12 protein-coding genes and 1 pseudogene are annotated in these 12,719 nt (G+C 42.7%); 6 read left to right on the top strand and 7 right to left on the bottom strand.

All coding sequences use genetic code 11. From position 1 onward, the window contains the following. Nucleotides 1-593: 593 nt before the first annotated feature. The 4 genes from NIES1031_RS16550 to NIES1031_RS16535 form a co-directional block, all read right to left on the bottom strand. Complete coding sequence (locus tag NIES1031_RS16550) at nucleotides 594-1,580, bottom strand: RNA polymerase sigma factor, RpoD/SigA family (RefSeq protein ID WP_015190882.1); 987 nt, start codon at nucleotides 1,578-1,580, stop codon at nucleotides 594-596. A 473-nt stretch (nucleotides 1,581-2,053) separates the two neighbouring features. Beyond that, a complete protein-coding gene (locus NIES1031_RS16545; RefSeq protein WP_073550619.1) occupies nucleotides 2,054-3,793 on the bottom strand; it encodes a helicase HerA domain-containing protein in 1,740 nt (579 codons plus the stop codon). A 188-nt stretch (nucleotides 3,794-3,981) separates the two neighbouring features. Then, on the bottom strand, nucleotides 3,982-4,773 hold the full coding sequence (locus NIES1031_RS16540; RefSeq protein WP_073550618.1) for a glutathione S-transferase family protein: 792 nt from the start codon (nucleotides 4,771-4,773) through the stop codon (nucleotides 3,982-3,984). A 292-nt stretch (nucleotides 4,774-5,065) separates the two neighbouring features. Next, on the bottom strand, nucleotides 5,066-5,344 hold the full coding sequence (locus NIES1031_RS16535) for a GlsB/YeaQ/YmgE family stress response membrane protein (protein WP_073550617.1): 279 nt from the start codon (nucleotides 5,342-5,344) through the stop codon (nucleotides 5,066-5,068). 626 nt (nucleotides 5,345-5,970) lie between these two features. Between NIES1031_RS16535 and NIES1031_RS16525 the strand changes: the two genes are divergently transcribed. From NIES1031_RS16525 to NIES1031_RS23885, 5 genes and pseudogenes are all read left to right on the top strand, one after another. Next, on the top strand, nucleotides 5,971-6,657 hold the full coding sequence (locus NIES1031_RS16525; protein WP_084544380.1) for a fasciclin domain-containing protein: 687 nt from the start codon (nucleotides 5,971-5,973) through the stop codon (nucleotides 6,655-6,657). Between the two features lie 346 nt (nucleotides 6,658-7,003). Beyond that, entirely contained in the window at nucleotides 7,004-8,194 is a 1,191-nt protein-coding gene (locus tag NIES1031_RS16520; protein ID WP_218596839.1) for a tetratricopeptide repeat protein, read from the top strand. A 383-nt stretch (nucleotides 8,195-8,577) separates the two neighbouring features. Continuing rightward, nucleotides 8,578-9,251: pseudogene (locus tag NIES1031_RS16515) on the top strand (response regulator transcription factor). 4 nt (nucleotides 9,252-9,255) lie between these two features. Continuing rightward, nucleotides 9,256-9,582, top strand: a complete 327-nt coding sequence (locus tag NIES1031_RS23890) for a hypothetical protein (protein WP_143167797.1) — start codon at nucleotides 9,256-9,258, stop codon at nucleotides 9,580-9,582. A 156-nt stretch (nucleotides 9,583-9,738) separates the two neighbouring features. Continuing rightward, the gene (locus tag NIES1031_RS23885; protein WP_073550613.1) at nucleotides 9,739-10,164 is read left to right on the top strand and encodes an ATP-binding protein; all 426 of its coding nucleotides are present in this window, start codon (nucleotides 9,739-9,741) and stop codon (nucleotides 10,162-10,164) included. Nucleotides 10,165-10,516: 352 nt separating this feature from the next. On the opposite strand, the gene NIES1031_RS16500 is transcribed toward NIES1031_RS23885, so the two are convergent. Then, complete coding sequence (locus NIES1031_RS16500) at nucleotides 10,517-10,930, bottom strand: ArsI/CadI family heavy metal resistance metalloenzyme (RefSeq protein WP_073550612.1); 414 nt, start codon at nucleotides 10,928-10,930, stop codon at nucleotides 10,517-10,519. An 88-nt stretch (nucleotides 10,931-11,018) separates the two neighbouring features. Here NIES1031_RS16500 and NIES1031_RS16495 point away from each other — a divergent pair, with 88 nt between their 5' ends. Further along, nucleotides 11,019-11,345 (top strand): ArsR/SmtB family transcription factor, encoded by a 327-nt coding sequence (locus NIES1031_RS16495; protein WP_073550611.1) that lies wholly within the window; start codon nucleotides 11,019-11,021, stop codon nucleotides 11,343-11,345. Nucleotides 11,346-11,457: 112 nt separating this feature from the next. Here the strand turns inward: NIES1031_RS16495 and ylqF are convergent, their stop codons facing one another. After that, nucleotides 11,458-12,318: a ribosome biogenesis GTPase YlqF gene (ylqF, locus tag NIES1031_RS16490; protein ID WP_073550610.1), complete on the bottom strand. Its 861-nt coding sequence runs from the start codon at nucleotides 12,316-12,318 to the stop codon at nucleotides 11,458-11,460. 35 nt (nucleotides 12,319-12,353) lie between these two features. Beyond that, complete coding sequence (locus NIES1031_RS16485) at nucleotides 12,354-12,674, bottom strand: four helix bundle protein (RefSeq protein ID WP_073550609.1); 321 nt, start codon at nucleotides 12,672-12,674, stop codon at nucleotides 12,354-12,356. Nucleotides 12,675-12,719: the final 45 nt, after the last annotated feature.

Raw genomic sequence — 12,719 nt, 5'->3', positions numbered from 1 at the left:
TTTAATACCGGAAGAGTCGCAATTACGCTTAGTCGATGAGTCCGCGATCGCGCCTATGTTGCAGATCTTTTATGCCAATAGCCAAGCAGCGTATCGATATACGCCGCAAAAGTACCCTCACTGCATTACGCTATTCAAAGCGCTTGATCCTGCTAATCACTGTCGAGATGCCACGTTAGGTTGGAGCCAACTCGCTAAAGACATACGAATTCATTAGCCCAACAATTAAAACAATACCTTTGATACCGTTTCACTTCATAGCAGGAGTCAGGGTTAAACTCTTGTCAGGGAAATCATTATGAGCTTCTATAATCATCCTAATGTTGACTAGGACAGGACTTACGCAACAGCTACCCTGAACAATCGCTGCTTTATGAGTAGCCGCTTTTTTGGAGAGGGTTTGGGGGAAGCCCCCAAGTCTTGGTTCTGATTAAAACGCTCAGATTGCGTAAGTCATATAGAACTATAAAGTTGCTACAAAAAGAGCTTCCAAAAACAAAGTCCCCACAAGTGGGAAACTTGGGGGGCTTCTCTACGCTCAAACTTAAGCCAGACTTGTGGATACACCGCAGGTACATGAGGATATTGGCCAATTAACTAGCAATATACTCTTGTACGTTTGCTCTGCGGCGGCGCAAGTGGGCTAACGCTTGATGCTCTAGTTGTCGAACTCGCTCGCGGCTAAGATTGAGACGTTCGCCTACTTTGGCTAAAGAAAGCTCATTACCGTCTTCTAATCCAAATCGCAGGTTTAACACTTCGCGCTGTTGTGGGGTCAGTTCTGCCATCAGATGGTCGAGGTCTTGACGTAACGACTCTTGAGTCATGTAATGCTCTGGAGATGGTCCTTCATCTTCAAGCAAATCTTGTAACTCAGTATCTTGGTTATCGCCAACACGAACATCGAGAGATACTGGCTGACGCGCCAGGTTCAAGTACTCGCGAATTTGGCTAGGTTCGAGTTCTAACTCGGTTGCGATCTCGGCTGGGCTAGGACTACGACCTAAGCGCTGTGCAAGTTCGCGCTGAATCTTCTTGATTTTGTTCAGCTTTTCAGTGATATGGATAGGTAGACGAATGGTGCGGGCTTGTTGGGCGATCGCACGCGTAATCGCTTGGCGAATCCACCAATATGCATACGTGGAAAACTTATAACCACGTGTAGGATCGAACTTCTCGACACCGCGTTCAAGTCCCATCGTTCCTTCCTGAATCAAATCCAGGAATTCCATATTACGCTTTTGGTACTTCTTGGCAATAGCTACCACTAAACGCAAGTTTGCTTCGATCATCTTTTGCTTAGCGCGTTGTCCCCGCCGCACTGTGTCGTGCAAATCAGCTTCAGACATTTTCACGTGTGAAGCCCACTCTTGTACGGTTGGTTCGCGGTGCAATTTCTTTGCTAAAGCTTCTTTGGCGTCTAGCACAGACATCATCTGCTGTACCTGCTTGCCATAGATAATTTCTTGCTCACGAGTTAGCAGTGGGACACGACCGATCTCGCGCAGATAAGTGCGCACCATATCAGCCGTGAAGCGGGTGTTGGTGGTTTCTTCGGTTGGGGTGTTAACAGTGGGCATTGGTGCGTCGTCAACTCCGTAAACAAAACAGATACTTTTTAGCTGGGGCAGATGGGGAAAGCAATCGCAAACTTTATATCAGGAACATTAGCTAAATCTTGGTGGATAAGCATCCTACAGAAGATGTAGAGACGATGCTCCTTGAGGGAAGTTTCCCAGCGCGGCTGGGCTTGTTACTGTAGTGCCACGCTCGCTTGGCACTTTAGTTAAAAAATCAATTTACTACATCCCATCAACTTGAAGTCGTAATGACTTTGTTTTTAATTGTATGATAAATCTCAACAAGAGTAAAGGGCGATAGGCACTTAAAGCAAAACAAATATTCTAACTCTTATTATGATGACTTAGCCAACGCGGAAATAGGCGTTCATCAGTAGCGAGATAACCGTACTGATACTACGGTGAAGATGGCGTGTATTCCGCATTGGAACCTATCAGTACAGGCGGCACTGCCTTACCTCTCACTGCTGTATTTAAAAGCCTAAATCGGCTTTAGCTAATTCAGCCGCTGCGAAGACTTCTGAATCAGATTTTTCTTCCCAAGCAACATCGCCGATTTCTGCGTAGAATTGAGTATCATAAGGGCGCGTGCGCACAACGACAGGCATAGGAACGGCATGACCAAGAATCAAAGCTTGTTGTTTAGAATCTAATTTGGCGAGAACTGACCGCAAACTTTGTGCGCCAGAAACTCCTGTGAAGATCGCATCAATGTCTTTTTCGTCGTTGAGGAGTGCGGTGATTCTAGTACCGATTTGCGACATAACTTCATTATCAATTCCCGATGGGCGCTGATCTACTACAAGCAGGGTAACAAAGTATTTGCGCATTTCTCGGGCAATTGTTCCAAAAATCGTTTGTCCGACAACACTAGGATCGAGAAAGCGGTGGGCTTCTTCGATGGTGATTACCAAAGGCGTTGGGCGATCGCTGGCATTTTTGGATTGTAAAAATTTCTCAGCCTTACGGACATACGCGCGGTGAATACGCCGTGTAATCATATTCGTGACGAGCATATAAGAAAGCATATCCGATTGCGAGCCGAACTCGACAACAACGTGTTTACCTGCTTCAAGCGACTGTAATATTTGATCGACATAGTTGTGCGGACACGCAGATCGCATATACTTGAGATTTTCTAGGCGCATCAGTTTACGTTGCAATGCGAGGAGTGAACCTTTGTGACCCCGCTTTTCATCGCAAAACATCTGAATTTCTTCGTTGGTCATATTTAACAACCGAAGAATCCAGGATTTGCCAAATTCACTAAAGAGAATATTGGCGTTGTCTAAACTTGCTTCTGATAGATTTAATTCTTGTCCGACTAAGCGAATATCTTCAATTTCTATTTGGTCGTAACTTAAATACAGTTCTTGGGCGTCGCGTACCCCACGCCGTTTTGTTGATTCAGGGTCGAGGGTGTACATTTGCACTTGCCCAGGAAATAACTGACGCAAGCCTTTGACAGTGCTAAATTGTTTTCCTTCCGATACAGCTTCCCAGCCATATTCAGAGTGCATATCAAAAATTAAGTTGACTGCTGCGCGTTTGCGAATAATTCCAGATAATAGCAGGCGAGTTAAAAATGATTTTCCCGTACCAGATTTGCCAAAGACACCGTTACTGCGTTCGACAAAACGATCCAAGTCAAGACAAATTGGCACATCCATATCTAATGGCTGACCGATCGCAAAGTTTCGGCGGTGCGGATCGTCTTCCCAGCCAAACACTGCGCGAAAATCACGTTCTGAAGCTTCATAAACTTGACTAAAGTGACTCGGAATCGTCTTTACCGGCAAGAGTTCCATATTACTACTACTCTGCGGCTGAAACGAGGCTAATGAACTGCCATTGGTAACGTTCAATCGCTGGTTTCTCACCTCTATGGGCAAGGCACTGCCTTGCTCCTCTAAGGTTTCCGGTGTAAACATCAACATCGGCGTGAGGTTAATCGTGCCATAGGTTCCACTTCCGGCTAGCACATCTCGTAAGAAATCGTCATTAGGGCTAGGAGGATTAGCAACTATGCGGTGGCTAGAAGTCGAAAGCGCGACGTCGGTAAGCATACAAAAGAAACGCGATCGCACGCCTTCGACAATGAGGAATTTTCCTACCCGCATATCTTCTACAGAAACATCCGGATGCAATCTCACTTCTAACCCCTGGCTGAGTGACCCGTGTGTGACTGACCCTAACGGCTGTCCCGAATTCATAGCATTTCCTGCGATTCCTATGCAGCCTTATATTACGTCGGATTTTTCTTTCTGGCTACCAATTTATTCAAGAGGTCAGCGGTCGGGGGTCAGCGAAATTCCTACTTGATAAACCTTTAATATGCCTCCCGCAAAAACTTTTGTCTTTCCCTAACCTCTGACCCCTGATCTCCAATCTTTTAATTCAGTTAGTCGATTTGAATGGATGTTGGTGTAGAACCAACTGTACTGACTCCTGTTAGTGGTTTACGATACTGTGCATACAGGCGATCGCGCCATTCAAAAAATGGTTGATACGCGATATTGTCGCCTAAACCAGGAATTCCTTTCCCTTTTAGTGTCGCTGGTAATTCTAGATAAGGTCCGTCAGGGAACTTGAGTAACATTGCCAAACCTGCAACAGCTAAATCAGCGAGCGTTGGTTGATCCCCAACTAAGTAGGGATTCTCTGCAAGTAACAAGCAAAGTGCTTCTAAATCTTGTTTTAAATCCTCTTCAGCGGATTTAACAACGTCTGGTCCATATCCCACACTAAAACCTAGTACTTTTAGAACATCATTAGGAACAACTCCTATCAGTGTTTTTACTACATCAGGAGTTGCCATTGGTAACAGTGACTTACGGTAACTTTCACTTTTAGTGAGTGCTCCGAATAATGCTTTACGGCTTTTGATACCGATTGATTCGTCTGCCCATTCTTCAATCAGCCAACACATTGCGCGTTGTTTTGGATCGGATGGAATAATTGGGCGATCAGGATACTTGCGTTCGAGATATTTAGCGATTTGTGTAGAATCAGCAATGTATTGATTACCATCCTTGAGTACGGGAACTTGTCTTTGACCCGTCAACCGAAAAAGCTCTAGCTGTCCTACTCCAGGAGTGACCTCGATTTTGCGATAAGCTAATCCTTTAAAATCTAATATTAAGCGAACTTTTTCTGAATATTGTGATAGTTCAAATTGGTAGAGTTCTAACATTTTGCTGCCACTCCGTTTTTTTTCAATAAAACACCTAACATTATAAGTATTTAGTTATTAGAAGAATAGTTGCTGAAGGAATTTTTCAATTGAGCCTATGTATCAAGTCTGAGCTTTCTAGTATTTATTTCTAGTTTCAGGGGAATTTTTTTATTAGTGCGCGCTAAATAGCAGAACAATTTTTATTGGTTTTTTGAGACTTTTTCAACTACTTTAGATATATTGAAACTCCCCTCGTATCGACCAGGGGAGCAAAAATTTTGTCGTTTGTGAAGCTTACTATATTGCCTATCTATGCAGTACGACGAGTGATCAATCCCCAGATGAAGAGAAGGATAATTGCACCCAAAATCGCAAAAAGAATACTGGGTATACTTAGCGCGCCTGTTGCTGCTCCTGCTGCCCCTACTGCTCCAGGAAACAAGGCACCACCTAGCCAACCCCCGACTAATGCACCCAAGATACCTAAAATGATTGTTGCTAGGATACCGCCTCCTTGGTGACCAGGATAGATAGCTTTTGCGATCGCGCCTGCTATTAAACCTAGAACAATCCATGCTAGAAATTCCATTTTTAAATCCTCCTAACCTTAGCTTTTTCTCTTCCTTTCACAAATTAGAGTATCAATTGCAACATCCTGCTAGCCTCTATCGCAAGTAAGAATCTAAGGTGTTAGAATTTTTGTTGTGCGTTATTCTTTAATCAAGCGTACCAACATAACTAAATTTAGTACTTTTATGCTTGCTTAAACTCCTTTAGACACGAGCTTCAAAACTTTGTAAAGTCATATAAAAATTTGGTGTAGCAATTATTAATTTTTTACAAACTTCATGAGAAATTTTCGAAAAATGTTTGTTTGAGTATCTGGCAATAAATTTGTAGTATAGATAACTTAATTGAATTGTGACTTGTTTAGTAAAAAAACAAGGATTTAAGCAGACGCTGATATTATTTGTCAAAGCTACACAGTACTGAATCTGGATGTTACTGACGCCAAAGCCAATATCAAGCTGCTGCTTTCGGGCGATACCACAGGTACTAGTTATAAACGTCTGGTGCATCTCTATGGTTATGTAGGTGATCATTTGACTTTAATAACTTGAATCTTTCTTAAGAAAGATTTGCGTCATAGTGTGGTAAAAACTTTGTAGATTTGGAGTTTAATGTTATAAAACTTAAAAATTGAGAATAAGACTCATGACGAAAATGCACATTCACAGCACTCCACTTAAAAGGTTAGCTAGCTTACTAGGAATTGTTGGCGTTAGTATCGCAGCGAACTTTCCGATAGTTGCACAAAGCCAAGGCGTTCTCAACCCTAGACCGAGTATCTTTAATGAGCCTCCCTATAACCGAACTCCTGGTACAACCCCAGGCGCTACTCCTCCTGTTGCACCCGCACCGCCTACAGCACCAGTAACACCGCCTACAGCACCCACGACCCCTCCACAAGGGGAAGCCCCAGGAGCGGCTAACAACATAGTAGCTTTAGCCGCAGCAAATAGTTCTTTCAAAACACTGACAGCAGCATTACAAGCCGCAGGTTTGACTGAAACTTTGTCAGGAACAGGACCGTTTACTGTTTTTGCGCCTACAGATGAAGCTTTTGCTGCTTTACCACAAGATGCGCTTCAGGAATTGTTAAGACCAGAAAATCGGCAACTCTTAGTACAAATTTTAACCTACCACGTAGTTCCCGCACGCGTTCAATCAAATGAACTCCAGCCTGGGGAAGTGAAAACTGTTGAAGGTGAAGCAGTTAATGTTAAAACTTCTGCAAGTGGAGTAACAGTAAATGATGCGAGAGTTGTTCAGCCAGACATTCAAGCTAGCAATGGCGTTATTCACGCGATTGATAGAGTATTGTTACCACCTAGTCTTTAATTAGAGTGTAGTTATACCGCGCTTTGAATAAAGTTAAAACTTATGCATGGATGTCTTGCTTGCGGTGTGTGGTAACAGGTAATTAATCGATTTAAAGGCTCCTTTTTAGTTATTAACTGACAAGGGAGCTTTTTTTTTGCTAGTAGACATAAGTTTATACGTAAGTTAATAACTGTTATCTCGTTAACAGTTATACCATTTCACTAAATAAGAACTACAGTTAATTTCTCTCTCTGCTTCCTCTGCTACCCAGATGTCGCAACTTTAAAGTGAAATGGGATTACTCACTGCAGGCGTCAAGATAAGTTAATATTGCCACACTTGCTATGTGTAGGGTGCGGGGAAAATGCAACTTAGTTTGTGCATGATTGTGAAAAATGAAGAACAAACACTAGCGCAGTGTCTGAGAAGTGTTCAGGGTTTAGTTGATGAAATTGTTGTTCTAGATACAGGTTCAAGCGATCGCACACCTGATATTGCTCAAAAATTTGGTGCAAAGGTTTATACATTTGAGTGGTGTAATGACTTTGCTAAAGCACGTAATGAGTCTTTAAAGTATGTCCGCACGGATTGGGTTTTGGTGTTAGACGCAGATGAAGTCTTAGTTCCAGAAATTGTTCCGTCACTGAAGCAAGCAATACAACACGATCGCTTCTTGCTGATTAATTTATTGCGACAAGAAGTCGGCGCAGCGCAATCGCCTTACTCGCAAGTTTCACGCTTATTTCGGCGTCACCCAAATCTTTGCTTTTCGCGCCCGTATCACGCATTAGTCGATGATAGCGTAGCTCGGATTATGAGCAAAGAACCTCAATGGCAAGTTGGTTATTTACCTAATGTGGCAATTTTGCACGAAGGATATCAACGCGGTGCGATCGCGCAAAAAGATAAGTTTACCCAAGCCCAAACCGCAATGGAAGGCTTTTTTAGCACGCACCCGAACGATCCGTACGTGTGTAGCAAACTTGGTGCATTGTACGTCGAGACGGGTTCTTGGCATCGCGGAATTGAATTATTAGAACAAGGGCTGAAACGCAGTGGTTTAAATGCGCAAATTTTATATGAACTGCACTATCACTTAGGAATTGCTTATAGTCGCTTACAACAGCTACAAAAAGCGATCGCGCACTATCAAGCAGCCATCGGGTTATCGATTTATCCTTTACTCAAACTTGGTGCGTACAACAATTTAGGGAACTTAAAGCAAGCAACAGGCGATCTCAACGGCGCAAAATTGGCGTATGAAATTGCGTTGCAGATCGATCCTAAATTTGCCGTAGGGTACTACAACTTGGGAATGACTTTGAAAGCGATGGGATTGTTGAATGAAGCGATCATCAAGTATCAGCAAGCGATCTCGCTCAATCCAAAATACGCCGAAGCGTATCAAAATTTGGGCGTTGTCCTTCTCAAACTTGGTAAGCTAAACGATAGTTTGGCTGCTTTTAAACAGTCAATAGCACTCCACGAAGTACAAAATCCTGTCGAAGCAAACCGGTTACGCCAAGGATTAGCCGAGATGGGGTTTGCCGTGTGAAAGATTCTGTGATAGAAAGCAACGTTCTGCCTTGAGTTTGCACATGATAAGATTCTATGTTTGCTTGAAAAGTAAGAATTTCCTCATTTAATTCTCATCTAAATTTCATCAACCCGTATTAATTTAAACATTTAGTGAATGTAGAGTTAGGAGATGCTTAATTAAGCGCCTAACAGTAATTACATTGACTTTGGAAACAGGTTCTATGAAATTAGGGTAATTTGAGAATTCGGTCCTATCGAGGAAATAAGACCGAATTTTATTTTTAATATAAATAAATCTTATTTCTCTCCATTTGCTATTTAGTGCCGTTGCTGCTAAAAAATCATTAGCTACATTGCTATTTTGCACATTAAAGCTGAGGCTCAAGTTAATCATCTAACATGAGAATTTTATTAGCTGAAGATGACGAGCGTATTGCAGATTCGCTTGCAGAAGCTCTCACTGACCAACATTATGTTGTTGATATCGCGGCTGACGGTCAAATGGGCTGGGATTTTGTTAAATCGTTTACGTACAATCTGCTCGTCCTCGATCTCATGCTACCCAAAATAGATGGGATCAGTTTTTGTCAACAACTACGCATACAGGGCTATTCAATGCCCACATTGATGTTAACTGCAACACGACGCTCGATCAAGTAAGAGGGCTAGATGCAGGTGCTGATGACTATGTACTTAAGCCTTATAAACTGCAAGAATTAATGGCGCGCATTCGTGCTTTACTACGGCGAGGTACTGCAACTTTGCCTCCTGCTTTAGAGTGGGAAGGTTTATGTCTTGACTCGAATACTTGCGAAGTTACCTATAAGCAACAACCGTTAAAAATTACGCCAAAAGAGTACCGCCTTTTAGAACTTTTCTTACGTCAAGGTAGTAGTGTACTCAACCGCAATACGATATTAGAGAATCTTTGGTCTTTTGAAGAACCACCGAGTGAGGATACAGTTAAGGCGCACATTAAGCGTCTGCGACAGAAATTGAAAGGAGTAGGAGCGTCTGATGATCTTATTGAAACAGTTTACGGGTTGGGTTATCGACTCAAATCGAACCCCTAAACAAATGTTTCAATACCTGCGGTGTCGCCTTTTGCTATCGTACTTGACAGTGATGGCAGCCGTACTTGGAACATCCAGTATGGCAGTGTACGCATTTGTGACTCGCAGTCACGAGCAACACTTAAACAATCAGCTAATCACTCTAGCGCAAGCTGCTGTACCGAGTTTGAAAGACGTTAAAACCGAAGGGCTACAAAGTATTAATCAAGATTTACCCTGGCGCGAACTCTTTAAACGCGATCAGAGTTTGGAATGGTTTGATGCAAATGGACAGATTTTGGCGCGAAAAGGTAAGCTATTTTCCACTTTACCTTTGAAACGAACTGATTAAATTATTCAACAGCAAGGGCAAATTCGGACGCTGATGATCGCAGTTTACTCAGATAGTCAAAGTTCAACCGTCGGGAATAATTAGCAACGATTAGAGTTAGAAGGCTATATCCGTGCCAGTGAATCGACAAAAGAAACAGAAATTGCGATCGCGCGGTTGGTCGTTGGTTTAGGAATTGGCAAAGCAATTGCGCTTATATTTATTGCAATTGGTGCAGTTTGGCTGACGCAGCAAGCTTTAGAACCGATCAAAAAAAGTTTTCAGCGAACTCAAAGAATTTACGGCGGATGCTTCGCACGAACTGCGCAATCCTTAGATAATGCGATTAAATACACAATTACAGGGAGCAGCGTTATCATTTCTATAGTGCAACAAAAGCGATGTATTGTTGTTCGTGTAGAAGATGATGGAATCGGAATTGCGCCTGAGTATTTGCCATTTGTCTTTCAACGCTTTTGGCGGGCGGATAAAGCGCGATCGCTTTTCATAACAACAATATTGTTCATCGGAATTGCCTCTTTTCATTTAGTACTTGTTACTTCAGAACTTCTGGGTTATGTATCTCCTGTAGAAGTTCTCTAAACTTTAGATAGATTAATTCAGTGAAAGTAACAAAAGCGGGACAAAAAAGTGGCAAAGTAGGGACATTTTATATTTACGATTAACTTTACTGATATTTGCAAGCTACAGCGAAACCGCAATGTTTAGATGGATAAACCGCAGTGAAGGGATTGGAGACTTCTATAAGTGGAAGCTAAACCTTACTCAAGTCTGAGCGCGTAAAAATGCAGTTACACAGAAAAAACCTGTGAAGACAGGTTTCTACAATACATATCGTATAATACAGCTTATTTTTTGCCTAGAAACATTGATTTGAAGCTTAGCGGTGGTACTCAATTCTATCCAAAGACGCGCTCAAAACTACGTAAGCAGTCTAGGAGCAACAAACTGGAGCTTCAGTTTTCTGAGACACACCAAAAGTTGCCGAATCTTCCAAAACTACATAGACTTCCCAGTTAGCACCATCTGGATCTTTCACCGAAACTTTATCTTGCAAAGCGTAGCAACAAGTAGTCTGGTGTTCGGGTGTCACAGATAGGTCACTTTTTTGAAGGCGATCGCTAGCTTGTTTGACTTGTTCAGATGACTCTACCTCAATTCCCAGATGATTTAACTTACCCGCTGCTTTCGGGTTTTCGATCAGTACCAGTTTCAAGGGAGGCTCGGCGATCGCAAAGTTAGCATAACCTGGGCGGCGTTTTGCTGGCTCGGTGGCAAAAAGTTTGCTGTAGAAATCAACAGCAGAATCAATATCACGAACATTAAGCGCCAATTGAACGCGAGACATAGTTTGATTCTCTTTATATTGATTAATGTCAATATTTAAGCATATCAATATTTTGCAGCTTATATCGATATGTGTCAATATAAAAAGTATGAAGTTACCTAAAGTTACATCTTGCTGTACACCCTTGCTCTCTGGTCGTCTTACAGTAGATGAGGCGACTCATCTAGCAGCAATTTTTCGCGTGTTGAGCGAGCCTGTGCGGTTGCAAATGCTGAGTTTAATTGCAGCGCAGCCATCTAGAGAGGTTTGTGCTTGTGAATTAGCAGAGCCGTTAGGACTTTCGCAACCAACCGTAAGTCATCATCTCAAGCTAATGTATGAGGCAGGTTTGCTCAAACGAGAGCGACGTGGGACGTGGATTTATTACCAAGTTTTGCCAGAGAAGTTAGCAATGTTGCGGGAATTACTCTCGTAGGTTATGTTGTAGTACAAAATAGATTTGGTACAAGGAAATCAGCGTGTAACATTGTTGAGATAGTTGAACCGCTGATTGATTTTTAGAGTTATCCGCAATAAAGCCAAAAGTTCTAAGCTGGTGGTAACTCTAAAGAAATTGCTCCTAACGCACCTTTACGGAAATCTGTCAAGAGCGCTCGTGCAGTGCGCTCGACATCGCCTTGATAGCGTTGATGTGCCAAGGTATGAATATAAGCTTCACCAGTAAACAAAGTAGGATCGAGTTTGTAGCGATTTAGGGGATCTTCGGGAAATAATTCTGGTGCAGTGGCAGTCAAAGACTTGAGCAAGTCAACTAAAGTAGCTGCAACACGTTGATTGTCATATGATGCATCACCAATATCATCGCAAATCGCTAACTTAAAAGCAGCTTGTTGATCGTTCAACTTTGCGGGAATCACTCCAGGCGCATCTAATAACTCTAGTTGATCCGAAATGCGCACCCAGCGTAACTGTCGCGTCACACCAGGACGCGCCGCGCTTTCGACGACTTTACGCTTCAATAACCGATTAATCAGGGCTGACTTACCAACATTCGGAAAACCAATCACAACAGCCCGTACAGGGCGCGGTAACATTCCGCGATCGCGTCTTCTTTGGTTCACTGCTACTCCCGCAGCTTGTGCGGCTTTGGCAATTGCAATAACACCTTCTCCCTTTCGCGCATTCGTGAAACACGGTTCTTCGCCTTGTTCTCTAAACCACTGAGCCCACATTCGCTGCGCTTGCGGTTGAATCATGTCAACGCGGTTCAAGACTAAAACCCGCATTTTATTCCCTACCCACTCTTTAACCTGCGGATGATGCGTCGCTAAAGGAATTCGCGCATCACGAACTTCCAGCACAACATCAACAAGCCTTAGCTGTTCTTTAAGTGCCTTTTCAGCTTTAGCAATGTGACCTGGATACCATTGAATAGAGGGAGTTGTCATTTTTTAGCGGTTAGCTGTTAGCAATTAGCAAATATTTAGTACATAAGCTTTTGGATAAAGGAATTTAACATTCGCTTTAGTGCGTTCAGGGCTTTTGCTAAGTCTTCGTATTCTTGGCTTGTCAATAAGCGAAGATCCCTAGACAGAAATAGGTAGTACTCAAGCTCACTAGCTGAACCTATAGAAATCTGCAAAAATCGAGCTAATTCTGCTTCTCCTTTCCTACCACATCCTTCCGCAATATTAGCAGGAATTGAAACGCAGGCACGACGCATTTGGCTTGTCAATCCGTACAATTCTTCTTTAGGAAATGCTTGCGTCGCTTTGTCATAGCAAATCCGAGGTAAATAGCCCATTTAGAAAAGGACAGTTTATCCAGTTTTGAGAGCATCTGGATGAGG

The organism is Chroogloeocystis siderophila 5.2 s.c.1 (genome assembly GCF_001904655.1).
Taxonomy (GTDB): Bacteria; Cyanobacteriota; Cyanobacteriia; order Cyanobacteriales; family Chroococcidiopsidaceae; genus Chroogloeocystis; species Chroogloeocystis siderophila.
Note: the sequence above shows the minus strand (reverse complement) of the source record. Positions and strands in the feature narration are given on the sequence as shown.